The 22278-nt window shown below is 73.4% G+C and carries 19 protein-coding genes and 2 pseudogenes; 4 read left to right on the forward strand and 17 right to left on the reverse strand.

Going from position 1 to position 22278, the window contains the following annotated elements; translation table 11 throughout:
- Positions 1-33: 33 nt before the first annotated feature.
- The 5 genes from ftsY to E4N63_RS08935 form a co-directional block, all read right to left on the reverse strand.
- Positions 34-1242, reverse strand: a complete 1209-nt coding sequence (gene ftsY / locus E4N63_RS08915) for a signal recognition particle-docking protein FtsY (protein ID WP_125622894.1) — start codon at positions 1240-1242, stop codon at positions 34-36.
- Positions 1243-1383: 141 nt separating this feature from the next.
- Positions 1384-2802: a sugar porter family MFS transporter gene (locus tag E4N63_RS08920; protein ID WP_230240376.1), complete on the reverse strand. Its 1419-nt coding sequence runs from the start codon at positions 2800-2802 to the stop codon at positions 1384-1386.
- Between the two features lie 227 nt (positions 2803-3029).
- Positions 3030-6605, reverse strand: coding sequence for a chromosome segregation protein SMC (gene smc, locus E4N63_RS08925; protein WP_230240377.1), 3576 nt, complete (start codon positions 6603-6605; stop codon positions 3030-3032).
- 214 nt (positions 6606-6819) lie between these two features.
- Entirely contained in the window at positions 6820-7026 is a 207-nt protein-coding gene (locus E4N63_RS08930; protein ID WP_019709848.1) for a hypothetical protein, read from the reverse strand.
- Positions 7027-7392: 366 nt separating this feature from the next.
- A complete protein-coding gene (locus E4N63_RS08935; RefSeq protein ID WP_043469863.1) occupies positions 7393-7674 on the reverse strand; it encodes an acylphosphatase in 282 nt (93 codons plus the stop codon).
- Between the two features lie 651 nt (positions 7675-8325).
- Here E4N63_RS08935 and E4N63_RS08940 point away from each other — a divergent pair.
- Positions 8326-8682: a CAP domain-containing protein gene (locus E4N63_RS08940; protein ID WP_230240378.1), complete on the forward strand. Its 357-nt coding sequence runs from the start codon at positions 8326-8328 to the stop codon at positions 8680-8682.
- Here E4N63_RS08940 and mutM read toward each other — a convergent pair.
- The 10 genes and pseudogenes from mutM to E4N63_RS08990 all read right to left on the reverse strand — a co-directional run bounded on the left by mutM (position 8679) and on the right by E4N63_RS08990 (position 18797).
- On the reverse strand, positions 8679-9590 hold the full coding sequence (gene mutM, locus E4N63_RS08945) for a bifunctional DNA-formamidopyrimidine glycosylase/DNA-(apurinic or apyrimidinic site) lyase (protein WP_125622898.1): 912 nt from the start codon (positions 9588-9590) through the stop codon (positions 8679-8681). The two genes, E4N63_RS08940 and mutM, sit on opposite strands and share 4 nt — an antisense overlap.
- A 201-nt stretch (positions 9591-9791) precedes the next feature.
- Positions 9792-10682 (reverse strand): ribonuclease III, encoded by an 891-nt coding sequence (rnc, locus tag E4N63_RS08950; protein ID WP_043469872.1) that lies wholly within the window; start codon positions 10680-10682, stop codon positions 9792-9794.
- 19 nt (positions 10683-10701) lie between these two features.
- Positions 10702-10875, reverse strand: coding sequence for a 50S ribosomal protein L32 (gene rpmF / locus E4N63_RS08955; protein WP_039822111.1), 174 nt, complete (start codon positions 10873-10875; stop codon positions 10702-10704).
- Positions 10876-10877: 2 nt separating this feature from the next.
- Positions 10878-11507 carry a DUF177 domain-containing protein gene (locus E4N63_RS08960; protein WP_039822113.1) on the reverse strand — a complete coding sequence of 210 codons (630 nt, stop codon included), beginning with the start codon at positions 11505-11507 and terminating at the stop codon, positions 10878-10880.
- 148 nt (positions 11508-11655) lie between these two features.
- Positions 11656-12729: an ATP synthase F0 subunit B gene (locus E4N63_RS08965; protein WP_125626645.1), complete on the reverse strand. Its 1074-nt coding sequence runs from the start codon at positions 12727-12729 to the stop codon at positions 11656-11658.
- 96 nt (positions 12730-12825) lie between these two features.
- Positions 12826-13335, reverse strand: coding sequence for a pantetheine-phosphate adenylyltransferase (gene coaD / locus E4N63_RS08970; RefSeq protein WP_039822114.1), 510 nt, complete (start codon positions 13333-13335; stop codon positions 12826-12828).
- Positions 13332-14132 carry a 16S rRNA (guanine(966)-N(2))-methyltransferase RsmD gene (gene rsmD, locus E4N63_RS08975; protein ID WP_308188777.1) on the reverse strand — a complete coding sequence of 267 codons (801 nt, stop codon included), beginning with the start codon at positions 14130-14132 and terminating at the stop codon, positions 13332-13334. Before rsmD ends, coaD begins: the two co-directional genes overlap by 4 nt.
- A complete protein-coding gene (locus E4N63_RS08980; protein ID WP_125626643.1) occupies positions 14027-14566 on the reverse strand; it encodes a hypothetical protein in 540 nt (179 codons plus the stop codon). The genes rsmD and E4N63_RS08980 overlap by 106 nt, the downstream gene beginning before the upstream one ends.
- Positions 14567-14716: 150 nt before the next feature.
- Positions 14717-16928 (reverse strand): annotated as a pseudogene (gene recG / locus E4N63_RS08985) (ATP-dependent DNA helicase RecG).
- Between the two features lie 83 nt (positions 16929-17011).
- Positions 17012-18797, reverse strand: a pseudogene (locus E4N63_RS08990) (DAK2 domain-containing protein).
- A 263-nt stretch (positions 18798-19060) separates the two neighbouring features.
- Here E4N63_RS08990 and rpmB point away from each other — a divergent pair.
- On the forward strand, positions 19061-19246 hold the full coding sequence (rpmB, locus tag E4N63_RS08995; RefSeq protein ID WP_009714771.1) for a 50S ribosomal protein L28: 186 nt from the start codon (positions 19061-19063) through the stop codon (positions 19244-19246).
- 158 nt (positions 19247-19404) lie between these two features.
- Here the strand turns inward: rpmB and thiD are convergent, their stop codons facing one another.
- Entirely contained in the window at positions 19405-20217 is an 813-nt protein-coding gene (gene thiD, locus E4N63_RS09000; protein ID WP_125624769.1) for a bifunctional hydroxymethylpyrimidine kinase/phosphomethylpyrimidine kinase, read from the reverse strand.
- Positions 20218-20234: 17 nt separating this feature from the next.
- Positions 20235-21203 carry a thiamine-phosphate kinase gene (locus E4N63_RS09005; RefSeq protein ID WP_019709860.1) on the reverse strand — a complete coding sequence of 323 codons (969 nt, stop codon included), beginning with the start codon at positions 21201-21203 and terminating at the stop codon, positions 20235-20237.
- A gap of 217 nt (positions 21204-21420) precedes the next feature.
- Between E4N63_RS09005 and E4N63_RS09010 the strand changes: the two genes are divergently transcribed.
- Together E4N63_RS09010 and E4N63_RS09015 are read left to right on the forward strand one after the other, a co-directional pair.
- A complete protein-coding gene (locus tag E4N63_RS09010; protein WP_019709861.1) occupies positions 21421-21654 on the forward strand; it encodes an Lrp/AsnC family transcriptional regulator in 234 nt (77 codons plus the stop codon).
- Positions 21655-21672: 18 nt separating this feature from the next.
- The gene (locus E4N63_RS09015; RefSeq protein ID WP_125624768.1) at positions 21673-22185 is read left to right on the forward strand and encodes a DUF3515 domain-containing protein; all 513 of its coding nucleotides are present in this window, start codon (positions 21673-21675) and stop codon (positions 22183-22185) included.
- The last annotated feature ends 93 nt before the right edge of the window (positions 22186-22278 follow it).

Genomic DNA, 22278 nt, shown 5'->3' on the forward strand with positions numbered 1-22278 from the left:
CGGCCCGTTGCCCGGCGGTCCGTCCCGTCCCGCTCAGTCCCCGATGAGCGCGTCGACGAAGGCCTCCGGCTCGAAGGGCGCCAGGTCGTCGGCGCCCTCCCCGAGGCCCACCAGCTTCACCGGGACGCCCAGTTCGCGCTGGACGGCGACGACGATGCCGCCCTTGGCCGTGCCGTCGAGCTTGGTCAGCACGATCCCCGTGATGTCCACGACCTCGGAGAAGACCCGGGCCTGCACCAGGCCGTTCTGGCCCGTCGTGGCGTCGAGGACCAGCAGCACCTCGTCCAGCGGTCCGTGCTTCTCCACGACCCGCTTGACCTTGCCCAGCTCGTCCATGAGACCGGCCTTGGTGTGCAGCCGGCCGGCGGTGTCGATGAGGACCACGTCCGCGCCCTCGGCGATGCCCTCCTTGACCGCGTCGAAGGCGACCGACGCGGGGTCGCCGCTCTCGGGGCCGCGGACGGTCCTGGCGCCGACCCGCTCGCCCCAGGTCTGCAGCTGGTCGGCGGCGGCGGCCCGGAAGGTGTCGGCCGCGCCGAGCACCACACTGCGCCCGTCCGCGACCAGGACCCGCGCGAGCTTGCCGGTGGTGGTGGTCTTGCCCGTGCCGTTGACGCCGACGACCATCACGACGGCCGGGGTCTCCAGGCCGCCGTCGGTCTTCACGGACCGGTCGGCCTCCGTGCCGATCAGGGTGAGCAGTTCCTCGCGCAGCAGGGTGCGCAGTTCCTCCGGAGTGCGGGTGCCGAGGACCTTCACCCGCTCCCGGAGCCGCTCCACGAGCTCCTGGGTGGGGGCGACGCCGACGTCCGCGGTGAGCAGGGTGTCCTCGATCTCCTCCCAGGTGTCCTCGTCGAGATGCTCCCGGGAGAGCAGGGTGAGCAGGCCCTTGCCCAGGGAGTTCTGCGAGCGGGAGAGCCGGGCGCGCAGCCGGACGAGCCGGCCGGCGGTCGGGGCCGGCACCTCGACGGGCGGGGCCTCCGGCACCGGAGCGGGCGCCGGGGCCTCGGCGACGGTGGCACCGGCGCCCGGAAGTCCGACCTCTTCGATGGTGCGGCGTTCTTCGGCGGCGGGAGGCCCGGCCTCCTCACCGACATGCGGTTCGGCGGGTGGGGCCGTGATGGTCGGCGCGCTCGGCGGCGGGGGAGGCAGCCGCTTCTTCCGGCGGCTGGTCACCACCAGACCGGTGATCGCGCCGATCGCGACCAGGGCGATGACTACAGCAAGGATGACGAATTCCATAACTCCCTCAGTATCGGCCACCGTCCCGCGTCCCGTCCCCGCCGGTCGCCGCGCGTCGGCCGTACCGTCTCCCGGCGCACCGGCGGCCCCCGGTCCGGCTCGTGCTCCGAGCCGGACCGGGGGCCGCCGTCAGGGAGCCGGTCAGCCCATCTCCTCCAGGGACTTGCCCTTGGTCTCGGGCACCCACTTGAGCACGAACGGGATGGAGAGCACGGCGAAGGCGGTGTAGAGCACGTACGCGCCGGAGAGGTTCCAGTCCGACAGGCTCGGGAAGCTCACCGTGATCAGCCAGTTGGCGACCCACTGGGCCGAGGCCGCGATACCGAGGGCAGCGGCCCGGATCCGGTTGGGGAACATCTCACCGAGCAGCACCCAGACCACCACACCCCAGGACAGGGCGAAGAAGAGCACGAAGGAGTGGGCGGCGACGAGCGCCACCGTGCCCTGCGTGTCCGGCATGGAGATGTCCGCGCCGGTCCCGGTCTTGTACGAGAACGCCCACGCGGCGAGGCCCAGGGAGAGCGCCATGCCGGTGGATCCGACGAGCAGCAGAGGCTTGCGGCCGAAGCGGTCGACGAAGATCATCGCGATCACGGTGCCGATGATGTTGATGATCGATGTGGTGAACGAGTAGAGGAAGGAGCTGGTCGGGTCGATGCCGACGGACTGCCAGAGCGAGGCCGAGTAGTAGAAGATCACGTTGATGCCGACGAGCTGCTGGAAGAGCGACAGCCCGATACCGACCCAGACGATCGGCAGCAGCTTGAAGCGGCCGCCCAGCAGGTCCCGGAAGGTGGACTTGCGGTCGGTGCGCATCGCCTCGTTGATCTCGGAGATCCGCTGGTCCAGGTCGGCGTTCTCGCCCTCCACCTCCCGCAGCACCTTTCTGGCCCGCTCCGTCCTGCCCACGGAGATGAGGAAGCGGGGGGACTCCGGGATCGCGAAGGCCAGCAGGCCGTAGAGGGCGGCCGGCACGACCTCGGCACCGAGCATCCACTGCCAGGCCTCCAGGCCGGCGAGGGCGCCGCGCTGCTCGCCGTCGGCGAAGGTGAGGATGCCGAAGTTGACCAGCTGCGAGGCGGCGATGCCGATGACGATCGCTGCCTGCTGGAAGGAGCCCAGCCGGCCCCGGTACGCGGGCGGGGCGACCTCGGCGATATAGGCCGGGCCGATGACCGAGGCCATACCGATGGCCACACCTCCGAGCACCCGCCAGAAGGCGAGGTCCCAGATCGTGAAGGGCAGGGCCGAGCCGATCGCGCTGGCCGTGAAGAGCAGGGCGGCTATCTGCATCACCCGGATCCGGCCGACGCGGTCCGCGATCCGGCCGGCGGCCGCGGCGCCGAGGGCACAGCCGATCAGCGCGGCGGCGATCACCTGGGCGAGGAGTTCCGAGCCGACACCGAAGCGGTCGCGGATCGCCACGACCGTGCCGTTGATGACGGAGCTGTCGTAGCCGAAGAGGAAACCACCCATCGCGGCGGAGGCCGTGATGAAGATGACATGGCCGATGTGTTCCGGGTGGGCTCTGCGCCCCTCCGCAAGCTGCGTGGTGGACACGTTCTCTCCTGAGCCCGGCGGCGTCCCGGGCGTGGGGGTCGGGCCTCCGGTGGTGTGACACCGCCAAGGGAACACCACTTGAAGGCAAGATGAACTCAGCCGAGACTATGTGTTCAATTCCCGAAGTCAAATGCAGTGCCGTTCAGCGGCTTCCCCGAGACCCCCGAACTCATGCACACCCGTCCGCACACCCGGAGGGCCGCCGCCCCGGCGCGGACCGGACGGCGTCAGCGCAGCCGCTGGCTGATGACCTTGGACACCCCGTCGCCCTGCATGGAGACGCCGTAGAGGGCGTCGGCGACCTCCATCGTCCGCTTCTGGTGGGTGATCACGATCAGCTGGGAGCTCTCCTGGAGCTCCTCCATGATCCGGATCAGCCGCTGCAGATTGGTGTCGTCGAGCGCGGCCTCCACCTCGTCCATCACGTAGAACGGGCTGGGCCGGGCCTTGAAGATGGAGACCAGCATCGCCACCGCGGTCAGCGAGCGTTCACCTCCCGACAGCAGAGAGAGCCGCTTCACCTTCTTGCCGGGCGGCCGGGCCTCGACGTCCACACCGGTCGACAGCATGTTCTCCGGGTCGGTGAGCAGCAGCCGGCCCTCGCCGCCGGGGAAGAGCCGGGAGAAGACGCCCTCGAACTCGCGCGCGGTGTCCCGGAACGCCTCGGTGAAGACCTGCTCGACCCGCTCGTCCACCTCCTTCACGACTTGAAGAAGGTCGGCCCGGGTCTTCTTCAGGTCGTCGAGCTGCTCGGTCAGGAACTTGTGCCGCTCCTCCAGTGCCGCGAACTCCTCCAGGGCGAGCGGGTTCACCTTGCCCAGCTGCTGGTACGCCCGCTCGGCCGCCCTCAGCCTCTTCTCCTGGGCCGCCCGCACATAGGGCACCGGCCGGTTGCGCGGGTCCTCCGGGTCCTCCGGAAGCGTCTCGCCCTCCGCGGGCGGCGACGGCGGCACGAGCTGGTCCGGCCCGTACTCCGCGATCAGCACCTCCGGTTCGACGCCGAGCTCCTCCAGCGACCGGGTCTCCAACTGCTCGATCCGCAGCCGCTTCTCGGCGCCCAGCACCTCGCCCCGGTGTACCGAGTCGGTCAGCTTGTCCAGCTCGCTCTTGAGGTCCCGGCCCCGGTGGCGCTCCGCGGCCAGATCCGCCTCCCGGCCGGCCTTGGCCCGCTCGGCCGCGGCCCGCTCCTCCCCGGCCCATACCAGCGACACCTCGATGTGCGCCAGCAACTGCCGGGCTCCGTCCGCGACCGCGGCGGCGACCTCCGCCTCGTGCCGCAGCCGGGCCCGCAGCCGCTCCGCCCGCGCCCGGGCCTCCCGCTCGGCGCGCGCGCCGCGGTCCAGCGCGTCCGCCCGCCCTGCGAGCCCCTTGACGCGCTCCTCATGGGTACGGACCTGGAGCCGGGCCTCCATCTCCGTCTGCCGGGCATTGGCGCCGTCGGCGGCCAGCCGGTCCCGGGCCGAGGTGTCGGGCTCCTCCTCGGCCCCGTCGGCCAGCGCCGCCTCCTCGGCGGTCAGCAGCCGTTCGGTGAGCTCCTCGGCCTCCTCGGTGGCGCGCCGCAACGCCTCCTCGGCGCGTTCGACCGCCGCGGAGGCCCGCTCCGCCTCGCCCGCCGCGGCCCGGGCCTGGCCCGCCAGCCGGCCCAGTGACTGGGCGACGGTGGACTTCTCCCGGTCGGCCGCGCTCCGCCGGGCCGCCAATTCCTCGACGAGGGCGGCGCACGCGGTACGCCGCTCCCCCGCCCGCCGCTGCTCCCCCGCGAGCTCCTCGCACCGTACGGCCAGCTCGGCCAGTTCGGCCGCCGCCTCGTCGACGGACGCCTGCACCTCCAGCAGGCTCGGCGCACCGGCGGAACCCCCCTGGGCGAGGTGGGTGCCGAGCAGATCGCCCTCGGCGGTGACCGCCGTCAGCTCCGGCTCCGCGGCGACCAGGTCCTCCGCGTCCTCCAGCGTCCCGACCACCACGACCCCGCGCAGCAGCCGGCGCACGGCGGGCAGCAGCCCCGGCGGACCGCTCACGAGGCCGGCGGCGTGGCGGTGCCCGCCGGGGAGCGTCCCGTCCGCCGGAGGGTCCGGCTCGGCCGCGCCGCCGGCCGGCAGCAGGGCCGCGCGGCCGGCGTCCGTCTTACGGAGCAGCCGCAGCGCGTCCGCCGCCGTCGAGGGGCCGTCGACGGCCACGGCGTCGGCCGCGGCCCCCAGCGCCGCGGCCACCGGCACCTCGTAGCCGGACTCGACGGTGAGGAGTTCGGCGGCCGGGCCGAGGAGGCCCGCCAGCCGCTCACCCGCGGCGAGCAGGGCCCCGGTGCCGTCCTTGCGGCGCAGTCCGGTGGCGAGGGCGTCGTGCCGGGCGGCCGTCGCGGCCCGTTTGCGCTCGGCGGCGGTGACGGCCTCCCGGGCGCCGTTCAGCGCGGCCTCGGCGGCTGCCAGTTCGCGTTTGGCGGCCTCGTGGCGGCCGGCCAGCTCGGCATCGTCCGCGTCGAGCCCCTCCACCTCCGCCCGGAGCTGTTCGTACTCCTCCTGCGCGGCGGTGGCGCGGCGCAGGGCGTCGTCCCGGGACTCGGCCAGCCGCCCGATCTCCGCCTGGGCGGACGCCGCCCGGCTCCGCGCCGCGTTCACCTGCCCGTGCAGCCGTGCCAGGCCCTCGCGCCGGTCGGCGATGGCGCGGGCGGCGTCCTTCAGCCGCCGCTCCTCGCGCGCCAGTTCGCGCTCCAGATCGGCCCGGTGGGCGACGGTGTCCTCCAGCGCCCGCTCCGCGGCCTCCAGCGCGGCCTCCAGCTCCGCCTCCTGCTCGCGGATCCGGGCCGCCTCCCGCTCCATGTCCTCCGGGTCCCGGCCGCGCCGCTCCTCCGCGGGGACGGTGGTGGCGCTCTTGACCCGGGCGTCGGCCAGGCTGACGGTGCCGCGCACCCGCTCGGCGAGCTGCGACAGCTCGTACCAGTTCTGCTGGGCCCGCTGCAGCCTGGGGGCCAGGCGCCGTACCTGGTCCTCCAGTTCGGCCTCGCGCCGCTGCGCCGCGCGCAGTTCGGCCTCGGCCGCGTCCTTGCGCTGCTTGAGGGCCGCCTCGTCCGCGACCTCGGCCCGGAGCGCCTCGCGCAGGGTGACCAGGTCGTCGGCGAGCAGGCGGAGCCGTGTGTCCCGCAGGTCGGCCTGGATGACGGCGGCCCGCCGGGCCACGGCCGCCTGCCGGCCGAGGGGCTTGAGCTGCCGCCGCAGTTCGTCGGTGAGGTCCTGGACCCGCGCGAGGTTGGCCTGCATCGCGTCCAGTTTCCGCAGCGCCTTCTCCTTGCGCTTGCGGTGCTTGAGAACTCCGGCCGCCTCCTCGATGAAGGCCCGGCGCCCCATGGGATCGGCATGCAGAACGGAGTCCAACTGCCCCTGGCCGACGATGACATGCATTTCGCGGCCGATACCGGAGTCGGACAGCAATTCCTGGATGTCGAGCAGCCGGCAGGTGTCCCCGTTGATCTGGTATTCGCTGCCGCCGTTGCGGAACATGATCCGCGTGATCGTCACTTCGGCGTAGTCAATGGGCAGGGCGCCGTCGGCATTGTCGATCGTCAGCGACACCTCGGCCCGGCCCAGCGGCGGGCGGCCGGTGGTGCCGGCGAAGATCACGTCCTCCATCTTTCCGCCGCGCAGCGATTTCGCGCCCTGTTCTCCCATCACCCAGGACAGGGCGTCCACGACATTGGACTTCCCGGAGCCGTTCGGGCCCACCACACAGGTGATGCCCGGCTCGAAACGGAGTGTCGTGGCCGACGCGAAGGATTTGAACCCGCGCAGGGTCAGACTCTTGAGGTGCACGCCGCTGGACTCTACCTTCCGGCACGCGTCCGTCACCCGTCCCGTGCGCCTCACTTCCCCGTTCCGCCGCGTTCCTTTCGGTTTCACACGGGAGTGCGCCGGGCACACCAGGGTGGAGGAGAAAGAGACCGGACGGAAAAGAAGAAGGGACGCCGAAGCGTCCCTTGCAGATTCTCAGCGGTACCCGGCCGCCGGACCGGCCGGAAGCCCGGCCTCAGGTGAGTGCCGGCTCCGCCTTGGATACATCGAAGCTTTCGAGCAGCGAGTCACCGTGATGAGCGGCGGCCGACAGCGCGTCGTTCTCGGCCTGCATCCGTACGATCTCGGATTCCAGGTCCTGTACGCGCTGCTGAAGCCGTCGCATCTCGGCGATGAGTCGCGGGTCGGAACCGCCGACGTAACCGAGAAGCGCCTTTGCCATGATGGATGGTCCTCCACACTGAGTGACCGACCGATGCGGTGTGGGTCGTGAGCTAGTCGCACCCGCGGTGCCTGCCACCACCGTCATTCCCGGTGCTGAACAGGTGGGGTGCGCGGGGATTCCAGCGTCTCACCAAATGGTTTGACGGTCAACACGATCACACCCCGTATCGCCGGGCGTCCCGGGGGCGCGCCGCTCTGACATGCGGCGCTGCTCTCTCCGGAAGGCCCGCGGGGGGCGGAGATCATCCTTATGGCCGCAGCCTTGCACGGTGGCGCGTTCTTGGCAACCACCAGGTCATCGCCGTTCTCTCACGGTGATCTCCGGACCATTCCGCCGGCGGCCGCCGTATCACGGGCCGGCGGCTCAGCGGATATCGAAGTCCCGGTAACCGCCCCGGAATGTGTCCCATATCTCGGTGACACCATCGACCCGGCCGGGCGTGTCACCGGTGCGCAGCCAGTCGAGCAGACGCTCGCAATGATCTCTGGGCCCCTCGGCCACGATCTGCACCCGACCGTCGCCGAGATTCGAGGCGAAACCGGTGAGGCGGCCGATCTCCAGGGCCCTGGCCCGGGTGAACCAGCGGAACCCCACACCCTGGACACGGCCGCGTACCCAGGCGGTGAGGCGGACGTCCTGCTCCATGGAGGAACGCTATCCCGGCGGACACAGGGAGGGCACATCCGTCCCCGTGCCATGGCGTACAGTCCCCGGTCAACAAAACTCACTCGTACGGGTGAGATCGGTGACGCGTACAGCGGAGGGGTGGGTCATGGGCCGCCAGCGACGCAGCGAGCCCGCGGCCCCGGAGTCCGGATCCGGCCGCGAGCCACAGCCGGCGGAGCGGCCGGGGCGGCGGAACCGGGCGCCGGTCCGGACGGGGCTGCTGGGAGTGTCGACGGCCGTCGCGGTCGGCGTGGTCACGGTGACCTCCGGTCTGCTGCCGGGCGGGGGCGGCTATGTCTTCGGCGGCGCGCAGGAACCCGCGGCTCCCGTGTGGACCGGGTCTCCGGCGGCCCCCGAACCGCGGGAGGCGGCCACCACGGACGCGGCCGCACCGGGCGGGGCCGCCGCCGGACCGGGTGCCGGGCCCACGCGGCCCCCGCGACGGGGCCTCCCCAGGCGCCGGTGAGCCGTCGTCCGCCCCATCCCCGGCGGACGGCCGGGGACCCCACCGCCTCTCCCGGGAACGGGACCGCCCCGTCCCGCAGGTCGTCCCGCGGCGCGCCGGCCGAGGCGGAGAGCCTGCGGACCGGCGCTCCGGGGGCCGGGCCGGAACGGGCCGCCGAGGCGAGGGTGCTCGTCCTGGTGAACCGGGAGCGGCGGGAGGCCGGCTGCTCCCCCGTCACCGCGGATCCCGTACTGGCCGATCTGGCCCGGGCGTTCAGCCGGGACATGGCCGAGCGGGACTTCTTCGCGCACACCGACCCGGACGGCACCACCCCCTGGGACCGCGCCGGCAGGCTGGGCATCGAAGGGCTGGGCGGCGAGAACATCGCCCGCGGGCAGACGACCGCGGAGGCGGTGATGGAGGCCTGGCTGGACACCCCCCGCCACCGGGCCAACATCCTCAACTGCGACTACCGCACCCTGGGGGTCGGCGCGCACTTCGGGGACGGCGGCCCCTGGTGGACCCAGGACTTCGGCTACTAGGGACTTCCGGCACGGCGCCGGGCCGGCGGGCGCTGGCAGCGCGGGCAGTAGTAGCTGGACCGGTTCATCCAGGGGCGGCGGCGCATGGGGGTGCCGCAGCGGCGGCACGGCTCGTCCTCGCGGCCGTAGGCGTCCAGGGAGCGGTCGAAGTAGCCCGACTCGCCGTTCACATTGACGTAGAGGCTGTCGAAGCTGGTGCCGCCGGCCGCGAGCGCCGCGTGCATGACGTCCCGTACATGGCCGAGCAGTTCGGTGCTCCGGTAGCGGGTGAGGGTCTCCGTGGGGCGGTCGTAGTGCAGCCGCGCTCGCCACAGCGCCTCGTCGGCGTAGATGTTGCCGACCCCGCTGATCAGGGTCTGGTCGAGCAGGGCCCGTTTGACGGTCGTCCGGCGGCGGCGGAGCGCGGCGTGGAAGGCCGCCTCGTCGAAGACCGGGTCGAGCGGATCGCGGGCGATGTGCGCGATGGCGTCCGGCAGTCCCTCCGGATCGCCGGGCACCCACGGGTGCAGGGAGAGGCCGCCGAAGGTGCGCTGGTCGACGAAGCGCAGTTCGGTGCCGAGATCGTCGGCGAAGCGGATCCGGACCCGCAGGTGTGTCTCGTCCGGGGCGTCCGCGGGCTGGACCAGCAGCTGGCCGCTCATGCCGAGATGGCCCAGCAGCGAGGTGCCGGCCGAGGGGGCGTCCGGGTCCCGCTCGGGCACGGTGCCCAGCGGCAGCCAGAGGTACTTGCCGCGGCGGTACGCCGGCCCGAACCGGGCACCCCGGAGCCGGGCCGCGAAGTCCTCGGGCCCGGGGGTGTGGCGGCGGACCGCCCGGGGGTGGCGCACCTCGGCACCGGCGACGGTGCGGCCGCTCACCCAGCGTTCCAGGCCCCGCCGGACCACCTCGACCTCGGGCAGCTCGGGCACGGCTTCTCCTCCTCCGGGCACCGGCCGGGACCCGGGCCGGGCGGTCTGGTTCCTGGGGTGGGGATGGGGGTCGGGATCGGGGAACAGGGGCTGCGGATGGCACGGCGGCGGGACGGGCGGGTACGGCGCGGGCCCACCGGCGCCTGCCGGTGGGCCCGTACCGTCCGCTCCCCGCGACGGCGCCGCGAGGGTGCGGGATGTTCAGCGGGTGGCGCGCTCGGCATCCTCCGCGGTGCCGTCCGCCGGTGTGCCGTCGCCGTCGGCCGTGACGGCTCCGCCGTCCGCTCCGGCGGCGGCACGGGCGCCGGCGACCTCGGACGCCGTAGCCGCGGCCGCGGTCTCGGCCGCTTCCGCGGCCTCGCTGATGGCGCGCCAGGCGGCCTCGGCCGCCTGCTGCTCCGCTTCCTTCTTGCTGCGGCCGGTGCCGGTGCCGTACGCGACACCACCGACGCGGGCAGCAGCCGTGAAGGTCTTCTCGTGGTCCGGTCCGGTCTCGCTGACCAGATACTCCGGGACGCCCAGGCCCTCGGTCGCCGTCAGTTCCTGGAGGCTGGTCTTCCAGTCCAGGCCGGCGCCCAGGTTCGAGGACTTCTCGATCAGCGGGTCGAAGAGCCGGTGCACCAGCTCCGCGGCCGCTTCCAGGCCCTGGTCGAGATAGACCGCGCCGATCACCGCTTCCAGGGTGTCGGCGAGGATGGATGCCTTGTCGCGCCCCCCGGTGCCCTCCTCGCCCCGGCCGAGCCGGATGAAGGAGCCCAGGTCGAGGCCGCGGCTGACCTCCGCCAGGGCGCGCGAGTTGACCACCGCGGCCCGGAGCTTGGCCAGCTGGCCCTCCGGCAGGTCCGGGTGGATGCGGTACAGCGTGTCGGTGACCACCAGTCCGAGCACGGAGTCCCCGAGGAACTCCAGCCGCTCGTTGGTGGGCAGCCCGCCGTTCTCGTACGCGAACGAGCGGTGCGTCAGCGCACGCACCAGAAGGGCGGACTCGAGCCGGTAGCCGAGCCGCCCTTCCAGCAGCGTGTGCGACGAGGCCGTGTCCGCCTGAGCCGATTCGCCCCCGCGTTTGCGGGGGGATGCGCCGGCGTCCGACATAGAGCCTCTCACCCGCCGATCAGACGTCGAGGACCTGACGACGGTTGTAGGTCCCGCAGCTGGGGCACGCGATGTGCTGCAGCTTGGGCTCATGGCAGCGCTCGCACGACACCAGGGTGGGGACCGCAGCCTTCCACTGCGACCGGCGGTGGCGCGTGTTGCTGCGCGACATCTTCCGCTTCGGAACAGCCACGGCTACTTCTCCTGCTTCTCGTCGGCGCCCGCTTCGGCGCCGCTCACGTTGTCCTTCCCGCCGCCCTTGACGGTGTCGGCGAGTCCCTGCAGTGCCGCCCAACGGATGTCGACGGCGTCGTGGTGGTGGTCCGGGTCGTCCTCGAGCCGTGCTCCGCACTGGGGGCACAGACCGGGGCAGTCCTCCCGGCACACCGGCTGCAGCGGCAGTGCGAGCACCACCGCGTCCCGCAGCACGGGTTCGAGGTCGATCAGACCGTCCTCGACGAAGAACGTCTCCTCCTCGGCGTCGTCCTCCGGCTCCGCCTCGTGGCGGGTCCGGCTGTCGGCGTCGGGGTAGGAGAACATTTCCTGGAAGTCCGTTTCGAGCTCGCGCTCGACCGGCTCCAGACACCTTACGCACTCCCCCGAGAGTGGTGCACGGGCGGTACCGGTGACCAGTACCCCCTCCATGACCGACTCCAGACGGAGATCGAGCTCCACCGTCGCCCCGGCGGGCACCCCGATCACCTCGATGCCGAGGTCCGCGGGTGCGTCGACGGAGCGGGAGAGCCGCTGCATCGCACCGGGACGGCGGCCCAGCTCATGTGTGTCGAACACGAGCGGGTTGCGGTGGTCGGGGCGGGCGTTCAGGGCTTCCTGCTTTCCACGGTGGCGGTACGGGCGGCCCGCCGCGGGTGTGCGGGCAGCCGGGATCGCGGACGTACGCGACCGAACAGTCAGGATACTGGACGGCTCGCCGCAGACCCAATCGGCTCCGGACGGGCCGGGGGGCGGTGGGTCAGCGGCCCTGCTCGTACTGGCGCAGCTGGTCGAGGTCGATCATGCTGGTGTCGAAGAGGCTGGTCTCGTCCAGCGCGGTGGGGTCCTGCTGGGGACGGCCCTGCTGATACTGCTGCCCGTAGGTCTCCGGACCGCCGTAGCCCTGCTGGTGGCCGTAGGTCTGCTGGGCGTAGGGGTCCTGCTGCGGATAGCCGTAGGCGTCGCCCGGGGCGGGCTGCTGCGGCTGCTCCGGCTGGTAACCGCCCTGGTAGCCGTACGGGTCCTGCTGGTAGCCGGCGGCGGGGGCGTAGTAGCCGCTCTGCTCCGGGGCCGCGGGCTCCTGCGCGGGGACGGCGGGCTGCCCGTCCGCCTGCGGGGCGGCGAGGCCCGCCAGGTAGTCGGCGTCGCTGGTCCGCTGGTGGTCGACACCGTCCTGGGCGGCCATGTGCGCGCCCAGGTCGTCGATCGCCTGCCGGCCCTGGAGCTTCTGCCGCCCCCGGCCGACCGCTTCGAGGGTCTTGGCGAGGACGGCCTCGAAGGCACCGAACTTGGCGTCGACATAGGCGTCCGCCCGGTCCCGCAGGGTGGCCGGGTCGGCGCTGCGCTCCGGGGCCTCCTCGTCGGCGTAGCCCTGCTCGTCGAGGCCCGGGCCGCGGCCGAGGAGCTTCTCGCGGCCGCGGTCGACGGAACCGAGGGTCTTGGTCAGCACGACCTCGAAGTTGGCGAGCTTGCTGTCCACGTAGTCGTCGGCCTCGGCCCGGATCTCCTCGGCCTCGCGGCGGGCCTCGCCGAGGATGCGGTCGGCCTCGCTCCGCGCCTGCCGGGCGATCTCGGTGCCGGAGATCAGCGAAGCACGTTCGGCGTGCGCGGACTCGATGACGCGCTCGGCCTCGCGCCGGGCCTCCTCGACCACCTGCTCCCGGCCGCCCAGCACCTCCTGCGCCTGGGCCAGGGAACCGGGGAGCGCCTCGCGGATCTCCTCCAGCAGGGCGAGCAGTTCGGTGCGGTTGACCACACAGGACGCCGACATGGGCATGGACCGGGCGCCTCTGACGGTGTCGACGACCTCGTCGAGCTTCTTCTGCACGTCCATGAATGCTCGCAACTCTCTGGACCGGGACGGTTCGCGGACGGGACGACTGTACGTCCATCCGGCCGTCCGCCGACAGCGGCGCAGGCCGCCCGCCCGTCAGCGCCGGCCGAGCCGCTCGGTGAGGGCCGTCAGCACGATCGGCGGCACCAGGTGCGAGACGTCGCCGCCCCAGGCCGCGACCTCCTTGACCAGGCTGGAGGAGAGGAAGCTGTAGGTGGGGTTGGTGGGGACGAAGAGGGTCTCGACCCCGGAGAGGCCGTGGTTCATCTGGGCCATCTGGAGTTCGTAGTCGAAGTCGCTCACCGCGCGCAGGCCCTTGACGATCGCGGGGATGTCGCGCTGCTTGCAGAAGTCCACCAGCAGGCCGTGGAAGGACTCGACCTCGACGTTGCCGTACTCGGCGGTGGTCCGGCGGAGCAGGTCCAGCCGCTCGTCGATGGCGAAGATGCCCTGCTTGGACTTGTTGATCATCACGGCGACGTGCACGACGTCGTACAGCTTGGACGCCCGGCCGATGATGTCGAGATGCCCGTTGGTGACGGGGTCGAAGGACCCCGGACAGACGGCACGGCGCAACACAGGTCCCTCACTCTCCGGTCCGGTCATGACTCGCTCGCCGACGGCGCGTCCGTGGGTACGTCCGTGCGGGTCGGGGCGGCGCGACCGTACCAAAGGGTGCCCTCCCCGTAGCGGCGTGCCCGCACCGCCTCGAACCCCTCCGGCCAGTCGAACTGCCCGCCTCGGGTGCTGCGTTCCACAGTGACCAGGGCTTCTTCGCCCAGCCACCCCCGGGCGCGGAGTGTGAGCAGGATCTCCCGGAGATCGTCGTCGGTGACGGCGTAGGGCGGGTCCAGGAAGAGCACGTCGTACGGCTGCTCCGGCGGGGGCCCGGCCGCGATCTGCTCGGCCCGGGCGGCGCGGACCTCGGCCCCCGGCATGCCGACCGCGCGGGCGTTCTCCCGGATCGTGCGCGCGGCCCGCTGGTCGGACTCCACCAGCAGGACATGGGCGGCGCCGCGGGAGAGCGCTTCCAGGCCGACGGCGCCGGAGCCGCCGTAGAGGTCGAGCACGCGGAGGCCGTCGAGATCGCCCAGCAGGGACTGCCAGGTGGAGAAGAGCCCTTCGCGCGCCCGGTCGGAGGTGGGGCGGGTGCCGGTGCCCGGCGGCACGGCCAGGCGGCGGCCGCCGGCTGCTCCGGCGATCACGCGGGTCATCGTGGGGCCCTTCGCGGTGGGCCGGGGCGGCGGCCACTGCCGGCCGCCGCCCCGGCGCGCTGGTTTCGTCCCACGATAGGGCGTCAGCCCCGTGGCGCCTCCTCCGCCTCCGGCGCGGCGGGCGCACCGGCTCCGACCAGGGCCGGGGAGGCGTACCGGGACCAGGACAGGCAGCCGTCGGGCGGGCAGTGGTCGGGGCGGCGGGGGTCGTGGCCCAGCTCACGGAGCTTGGTCCGCACCGAGTCGGGTGTGCGGCCGAAGCGGGCGGCTATCCGGGCGATGGTCTCGCCGGCGTGGAAGCGCTGGGTGAGGTCCTCCTCGTGCTGGGGCACCCAGGGGGCGCCGTGGCCGGGGAACAGTTCGCGCAGGACGTCGCGGTCGGGGATGGGCTCGGCCACGTCGGCGACGAGCGCGAGGGCGCGCAGCGCCCGGTTGAGCGCGATGCGCAGCGCGGGGACGTCGGTGAGCGGCAGGGTCAGCGCGCCGGAGGCGAGGAGCGTCTCCGGGGCGTCCTCCTGCCAGCCGGTGAGGGTGAGGGTGACGGTGGAGTCGTCGTCGCTGGCGAGCTCGATGCGGAAGATTTTGTCACCGAGCGGGAGTTCGTTGAGATGCCGGAATGCCATGAAATCAGCCCCCAGGGATCCAATCCGCCGATCCCCGTCGGGATCGGTCCGGACTGGGTACATTCTCCCATCGGGCACTGACAACGGGGCCCGCGGCGGCGGGCGTTGACCGGTGCCGCGGCCCTTCCCCGGGCCTCCTCCGGATCCCGTTCAGCCCTTGTCCAGGAACTGCTCGCGCTCGGCGTCCAGCAGGGCGTCGAGGGCGGTCCTGAGTTCCGGGTGCCGCTCCAGCTCCGGGTCGGCGGCGACGAGCGCGGACGCCTCCTCCCGGGCCTGCGCGATGACGTCCTCGTCCTCGATGACGGCCAGCATCCGCAGGCTGGACCGCACGCCGGACTGGGCCTGGCCGAGCACGTCGCCCTCCCGGCGCTGTTCCAGGTCGATCCGGGAGAGCTCGAAGCCGTCCAGGGTGGCGGCGACCGCGCCCAGCCGGGCCCGGGCGGGGGCGGCCTCGGGCATCTCGGTGACCAGCAGGCAGAGGCCGGGGGCGCTGCCGCGGCCCACCCGGCCGCGGAGCTGGTGCAGTTGGGAGACCCCGAACCGGTCCGCGTCCATGATCACCATCACCGTGGCGTTGGGGACGTTCACACCGACCTCGACCACCGTGGTGGCCACCAGGACGTCCACCTCGCCCGCGGAGAAGCGGCGCATCACGTCGTCCTTGGCCTCGGGCTGCATCCGGCCGTGCAGGACCTCCACCCGCAGCCCGGCGAGGGGCCCGCGCCCGAGCTGTTCGGCGACGTCCAGGACGGCGAGCGGCGGGCGGCGCTCCGCGTCCTCCTCGGCCGGGGCTGCCTTGCGCCGCGCGGGGGCGGGGGCGTCCTCCTCGTCCCCGATGCGGGGGCAGACCACGTATGCCTGGTGGCCCGCCTCCGCCTCCTCGCGCAGGCGTTCCCAGGCTCGGGCGAGGAAGTGCGGTTTCTCCCCGGCGGGGACGACATGGCTGGCGATCGGGGACCGGCCCGCGGGGAGCTGGTCGAGGACCGAGGTCTCCAGGTCGCCGAAGACGGTCATGGCGACGGTGCGCGGGATGGGCGTGGCCGTCATGACGAGCAGGTGCGGGGGCTGCTTGCCCTTGGAGCGCAGGGCGTCACGCTGTTCGACGCCGAAGCGGTGCTGTTCGTCCACCACGACGAGCCCCAGATCGTGGAACCGCACCTTGTCCTCGATCAGGGCGTGGGTGCCGATGACGATGCCCGCCTCGCCGGTGGCCAGGTCCAGCAGCGCGGCGCGGCGGGCGGCCGCGCCCATGGAGCCGGTGAGCAGGACGACCTTGGTGCCGTGTTCGGCGCCCCCGAGCATCCCTCCCTCCGCCAGCTCGCCCATCAGCTCGGTGACGGAACGGTGGTGCTGCTGGGCCAGCACCTCGGTCGGCGCGAGCAGCGCGGCCTGGCCGCCGGTGTCGACGACGGCCAGCATGGCGCGGAGCGCGACCAGGGTCTTGCCGGATCCCACCTCGCCCTGGAGCAGCCGGTGCATGGGGTGCTCGGCGGCCAGATCGGCGAAGATCTCGGCGGAGACCTGCCGCTGGCCCTCGGTGAGGGTGAAAGGCAGCCGGGCGTCGAAGGCGGCCAGGAGGCCGTCGGGGCGGGGACCCGGGGACGGCGGGCAGCTGGGACTCCGCGTGCCGGCGGCGGGCCAGGGCGGTCTGCAGCACGAACGCCTCGTCCCACTTGAGGCGTTCCCGGGCGCGGTCGATGTCGGCCTTGGTGGCGGGCCGGTGCACCCGGCGGAAGGCCTCGGGGAGCGGCGCGAGACCGCGCTCCCGGCGCAGGCTCTCCGGCAGCGGGTCGACGATGCGTTCCCAGCCGGTGGCCTCCAGGGAGTCGAGCAGGGTGCCGACGGACTGGGAGATCTTCCAGGACTCCATCTTGGCGCAGGCCGGGTAGAGGGGGATCAGCTCGTTGGCCCACGCCTCGGCGTCCCGCAGGTCGCTGTCGCGGTCCAGCAGCTGGTATGCCGGATGGGCCAGCTGCCGGGTGCGGTTGAAGACGCCGACCTTGCCGGAGAACATGCCGCGCCGGCCGGGCACCAGTTCCCGCTGGTGGTGCCGGGCGGGCCGCCCGAAGAACACCAGCTGGAGCCGCCCGCTGCCGTCGGTGAGGGTGACCTCCAGACGCACGCCCTTGCCCTTGTTGAACGTCAGCAGCCGGGCGTCGGCGACCTCGGCGACGACGGTCACGTGTTCGTCGAGCGGGAGGTCGGCGAGGCGGGTGAGCTCTCCGCGCTCGGCGTACCGGCGCGGGTAGTGGTGCAGCAGATCGCCGACGGTGTGCAGGTTCAGCTGCTCGGCCAACACCTTCGCGGTGTTGCCGCCGACTGTCTTCTTCAGGGGTTCGTCCAGGGCGGGCACGCCGTCCATTGCACACCATGGGTGCGACAGAGAGGGCCAGCCGCAGCCGTCTTCCGCCCGGGAGCGTCCGGCCGCCGCCCGGCGGGGCGCGTCTACTCGACGCCGATGATCAGGGGTACGGAGGGCTGGCCGCCCCGGTGGACGACGGTGTCGACGGCCAGGTGCCCCTGCCGGACCCGGTCCTCCAGGTGGTCCGCCAGCGCGTCGGGTGCCTCCGCGCCGAGCACCAGGGTGACCATCTCGCCCCCCGCGGCCAGCATCCGCTCCAGGACGGCCTCGGCCGTCGTGGCGAGGTCCTGCCCGATCACGGCGACATCCCCGTCGATGAGTCCGAGCACGTCACCGGCCTGGCAGACACCGGCCATGGTCCAGGAGCGGTGTTCGGCCACCGCGAGTTCTGCGTGGCGGGTGGCGCCGGCCGCGGAGGTCATGGCGACGACGTCCTCGTCGAAGCGGCGCTCCGGTTCGTGCACGGCCAGGGCCGCGATGCCCTGGACCGGCGAGCGGGTCGGAACGACGGCGACCCGTATGCCCTCCGCCCGCGCCTGCTCGGCGGCCGCGGCCGCCGTGTGCCGCAGGGCGGTGTCATTGGGCAGCAGCACGACCTCGCGGGCGTGCGCCCGGCGGATGGCCTCCACGAGTTCACCGGCGGCGGGCGGCTCCCCGGGGCGCACGGTGACCACCGTCGCGCCCGCCTCGCGGCACAGCTCCGCCAGCCCGTCGCCCGGGACCACCATGACGACCGCCCGCTGGGCGCGCGGCGGCTGCCCGGCACGCTGGGTCTCCGGCTCGAAGTGGGTGACGCGGATCCGGTACGGGCGACCGGCCTCGATCCCGGCCTCGACGGCGGCTCCGGCGTCGTCGACGTGCACATGGACGTTCCACAGCCCGTCGCCGCCGACCACAACCAGGGAGTCGCCGAGCGGGTCCAGCCGTGCCCGCAGGGTCTCCACGGCCTCGTCGCCCGCCTCCAGGAGGTACATGACCTCGTAGGCCGGCCCCTCACCGGTGCAGACGGCGGGCTCCGCGGCGGCATCGGCGCCGACAGCGGCGGCATCGGTGGACCCAGTCGCCCCAGTGACACCAGTGGCATCGGAGTCGGCGGCCGCCGCCGGCTGTCCGGCCGACGGGCCCGGAGCGCGGCCGGGCCGGTCCCGGCCGCCTCCCACCGGGCGGGGGCTCTCCCCCGTGACGGCCTCCATCAGGGCGCCGAGGACGGTCACCAGCCCACAGCCGCCCGCGTCGACCACACCGGCGCGGCCCAGCACGTCCAGCTGCTCCGGGGTCTCCTCCAGGGCAGCGCGTGCCCCTTCGTACGCCGCCCGCACCACCTCGGCGGCTCCTCCCCCGGCGCGCTCGGCGGCGTCCGCCGCGGCCGCGGCCACGGTCAGCATCGTCCCCTCGACCGGGTGGGCCACGGCACGGTACGCGGCATCGCCGGCCCGCCGCAGCGCCCGGCGCAGCCGCTCGCCGCCGGCCCGGCCGCCCGGCTCCGGGGCGGCTTCCGCGGCCGCCTCCCGGGGCACGGCCAGCACCTCGGCCAGTCCGCGCAGCATCTGCGACAGGATGGTGCCGGAGTTGCCGCGGGCGCCGATCAGCGCGCCGTGTGTCATGGCGCGCAGCGCGTCCGGCAGCGCCGGCAGCCCCGGCCCCGCGCCGCCCCGCCGGCTTCCCTCCGCCGCCGGGTGCGGCCGGGACGGCGGCCATCTCCGCGTGGGCGGCGAAGACCGCCTCGACGGCCTGGGCCGCGGACTCGACGGTGAAGTACAGATTGGTGCCGGTGTCCCCGTCGGCGACCGGATAGACGTTGATCGCGTCGATGCTCTCGCGGGCCTTCCCCAGCGCCTCCAGGGCCAGTCCGCACCAGGTGCGCACCATGGCGGCGTCGAGGGTGTCGGGCACCGATGTCCTCCTCAGACCGGGGCGGGGAGCCGTCGGCAGCGTAGCCGCGGGACGGGCTCCGCCCGGGAGGGGGGCCGGGCGCCCATGGTAGTTTTCTTGTACGGGAGCGGTCGTTGTATGCTGCTCCGGTTGCCCGACCCGAGTCGGGACATTCTCCCCCGGCGGCACCGGTCATCGAATTCGATCCCCGGCAGGCCGGGGATTCACCGTACGTGCATCTGAAGTCTTTGGAGTGACCCGTGGCTGCCAACTGCGACGTCTGCGGCAAGGGGCCGGGCTTCGGCAACAACATTTCGCACTCGCACCGCCGCACTCGCCGTCGTTGGAACCCCAACATCCAGACGGTGCGCGCTGTGGTCGGTCGGACGCCGAAGCGGCTCAACGTCTGCACCTCGTGCATCAAGGCCGGCAAGGTCTCGCGCTGACGTTTCCGTCGTAGCGCAGCCCTTGGCCGGTTGCCGAAGCCGGTCCGCCTTCCGGGCGGACCGGCTTTCCGCATGTCCGGGGCCGGTACACCGGCGCCGGGCGGGGCTTCCCGGCCGGCCGTGCCCCCCGGCGGCCACCGGCCCGGACCGCGCCCGGTTCAGCGGAACCGCCAGCCGTGGTCCACGGGGCCGATCCCCGACCCCAGGGGGAAGCCCGCGGCGATCGCCCCGGTGACGTACTTCTTGGCCGCCGTGACCGCGGCCGGGACCTCCGCCCCCTTCGCCAGCTCCGCCGCGATGGCGGCGGCAAGGGTGCATCCCGTGCCGTGGGTGTGCCGGTTGTCGTGCCGTGCGGCGCGCAGCCGGTGCTCCTCGCGGCCGTCGGTGAGCAGGTCCACCGCCTCGCCCGCCAGATGACCGCCCTTGATCAGCGCCCAGCGCGGGCCGAGGGCGAGCACCGCGTCCGCGGCCCGGCGCAGATCGTCCTCGCGCTCCACGCGGACTCCGGTGAGCTGTTCGACCTCGGGCAGGTTCGGGGTGGCGACGGTCGCGGCGGGCAGCAGCCGGGTCCGTACGGATTCCAGCGCCGACGCGGCCAGCAGCGGGTCGCCGTGCTTGGAGACCCCGACCGGGTCCACGACCACGGGCGCCCCGATACCGCCGAGGAGTTCCGCCACCGCCTCCACGAGTCCGGCCGAGGAGAGCATCCCGGTCTTGACGGCGTGCACGCCGATGTCGTCCACCACGCTGCGGAACTGCGCCCGTACCGCCTCCACGGGCAGTTCCCAGGCTCCCTGCACACCGCGCGAGTTCTGCGCCGTGACGGCCGTGACCACGCTCATACCGTGGGTGCCGAGAGCCAGCATCGTCTTGAGATCGGCCTGGACGCCCGCGCCGCCACCGGAGTCGGAGCCGGCGACGGTGAGCACGAGCGGGGGCGTCTGCGGGGCCGGAAGCGGCCGCGGTGATATGTCCACGGTCAGGGAATCTACCCGGCGTCCGCGTCCTCCCCGAAGTGGTCCCAGCCCGCTTTCTCCCACGGCGCCCCGTCCACGGTGACCTGAGGCAGCGCCGAGCGGCCCAGGACCTCGCCGATCACCCGCCAGCGGGCGGGCAGTTTCGTCTCCGGCGGGAAGACCGCCGCGATGGCGTGGTCCTCCCCGCCGCTCAGCACCCAGTGCAGCGGGTCGACGCCCACGGCCTGCCCGATGTCGGACATCTGCGAGGGGATGTCCACCGCGCCGGAGCGCACGTCGATCCGGACCCCGCTGGCCTCCGCGATGTGCCCGAGGTCGGCGATCAGGCCGTCGCTGACATCGGTCATGGCCGTGGCGCCGAGCGCCGCCGCCGCGGGACCGGCGTGGTACGGGGGTTCGGGCCGCCGGTGCGCCTCGACGAAGGCGCGCGGTGAGCGGAAGCCGCGGGAGAGTACGGCGTGCCCGGCGGCGGACCAGCCCAGCCAGCCGGTGACGGCCACGACATCGCCGGGCCGGGCACCGGACCGCAGCACCGGCTCGGCGTTGCGGAGATCGCCGAGGGCGGTGATGGAGACCGTGATCGTCTCTCCGCGCACCACATCACCGCCGACCACGGCGGCCCCCGCCACCTGGCACTCGTCGCGCAGCCCGTCCATCAGCTCGGCCGGCCAGGTCGCCGGCAGTTCCGCGGGGACGACGAGGCCGAGCAGCAGCGCCGTGGGGACCGCGCCCATGGCCGCGATGTCCGCCATGTTCTGCGCCGCGGCCTTGCGGCCGACGTCGTAGGCGGTGGACCAGTCGCGGCGGAAGTGCCGCCCCTCCAGCAGGATGTCCGTGCTGGCGACGACCCGCCGGTCCGGTGCCGCGACGACCGCCGCGTCGTCGCCGGGCCCCAGCCGCACGGCCGGGGTGGTGGTGAGCCGCGAGGTCAGCTCCCTGATGAGGCCGAACTCGCCCAACTCCCCCACGGTGCCCTTCATCCCTGTGCCCCTATCTCCGCCCGGCGGGCGCGACGGCCCCGGCCCGGTACTCGGTCTCCCGTGCCGACCGCGGCGTCGGCAGTGTCGGTCGTTGCTGTGTCCCGCCGGGCGGCGGGGGGCGCCACAGGCCGTGCGGGGTCTCCCCGCGCCGCCCGGCGGCGCGGTACCGTGGCGTCCCTTCTTCCCACATGATCCTCGTAGCCGCCCTGGAGGTTCCGTGGTACAGGCGTACATCCTGATCCAGACCGAGGTCGGCAAGGCCTCGTCGGTCGCCGAACTGGTCTCCAAGCTTCCCGGGGTCATCCAGGCCGAGGACGTCACCGGTCCGTACGACGTGATCGTGCGCGCCCAGTCCGACACCGTCGACGAGCTGGGGCGCCTCGTGGTGGCCAAAGTGCAGCAGATCGACGGCATCACCCGCACCCTGACCTGCCCCGTCGTCCACTTCTGAGACACCGGGGCGCCCGGCATGCGCCCGGCCCGGCTGGGTAGTCTCGACCGGGTGAACACCCTCTTCCGCCGTTTTCTCTGGCTGCCCGCCGTCATATCCCTGGCCGCGGCGGGCTGTTCCTCCGGCGACAGCGGCCGTCCGGTCCCCACCCCCTCGCCCGAGACCGCGAAGCTCTGCCGGGCGCTGTACCGGGAACTGCCGGCGAAGGTGGACGGACTGGGGCGGAGCGGAACCGAGCCCCCCTCCGAGTTCGCCGCCGACTGGGGCGACCCCGCCGTGCAGCTGCGCTGCGGGGTGCCCCGCCCCGAGGTCCTCACACCGGGGACCGCGCATTACAACCCCACGGCCGAGGGGATAGAGGTGAACGGCGTGCTCTGGCTTCCCGAGCAGCAGGAGAACGGATACCGCTTCACCACCACCCTGCGCAAGGCGTACGTCGAGGTGACCGTCCCCCGGGAGTACCGGCCCGAGGTCAATCCGCTGACGGACCTCGCCGACGCCGTCGAGGGAACCATTCCGGACGCGCTCTAGCGCTGTGACCGGGGAGGTCCGGCGGGAAGCCCGCGGTGTCCGGTGCGGTGCGACACCTGCGACACCGCGGCGCGTGGGGGTGCCTCCCGCCCG

Source organism: Streptomyces sp. MNU89 (assembly GCF_020982505.1).
GTDB lineage: Bacteria > Actinomycetota > Actinomycetes > Streptomycetales > Streptomycetaceae > Streptomyces > Streptomyces xinghaiensis.

Excerpts from the sequence above, each read along its gene's own strand:
- ftsY (WP_125622894.1), bottom strand. The coding sequence starts at position 1,242 with ATGGAATTCGTCATCCTTGCTGTAGTCATCGCCCTGGTCGCGATCGGC.
- E4N63_RS08930 (WP_019709848.1), bottom strand. The coding sequence starts at position 7,026 with ATGGCAAAGGCGCTTCTCGGTTACGTCGGCGGTTCCGACCCGCGACTC.
- E4N63_RS08935 (WP_043469863.1), bottom strand. The coding sequence starts at position 7,674 with ATGGAGCAGGACGTCCGCCTCACCGCCTGGGTACGCGGCCGTGTCCAG.
- rnc (WP_043469872.1), bottom strand. The coding sequence starts at position 10,682 with ATGTCGGACGCCGGCGCATCCCCCCGCAAACGCGGGGGCGAATCGGCT.
- E4N63_RS08965 (WP_125626645.1), bottom strand. The coding sequence starts at position 12,729 with ATGGACGTGCAGAAGAAGCTCGACGAGGTCGTCGACACCGTCAGAGGC.
- coaD (WP_039822114.1), bottom strand. The coding sequence starts at position 13,335 with ATGACCGGACCGGAGAGTGAGGGACCTGTGTTGCGCCGTGCCGTCTGT.
- E4N63_RS08980 (WP_125626643.1), bottom strand. The coding sequence starts at position 14,566 with ATGGCATTCCGGCATCTCAACGAACTCCCGCTCGGTGACAAAATCTTC.
- E4N63_RS09005 (WP_019709860.1), bottom strand. The coding sequence starts at position 21,203 with ATGAAGGGCACCGTGGGGGAGTTGGGCGAGTTCGGCCTCATCAGGGAG.
- E4N63_RS09015 (WP_125624768.1), top strand. The coding sequence starts at position 21,673 with ATGCGCCCGGCCCGGCTGGGTAGTCTCGACCGGGTGAACACCCTCTTC.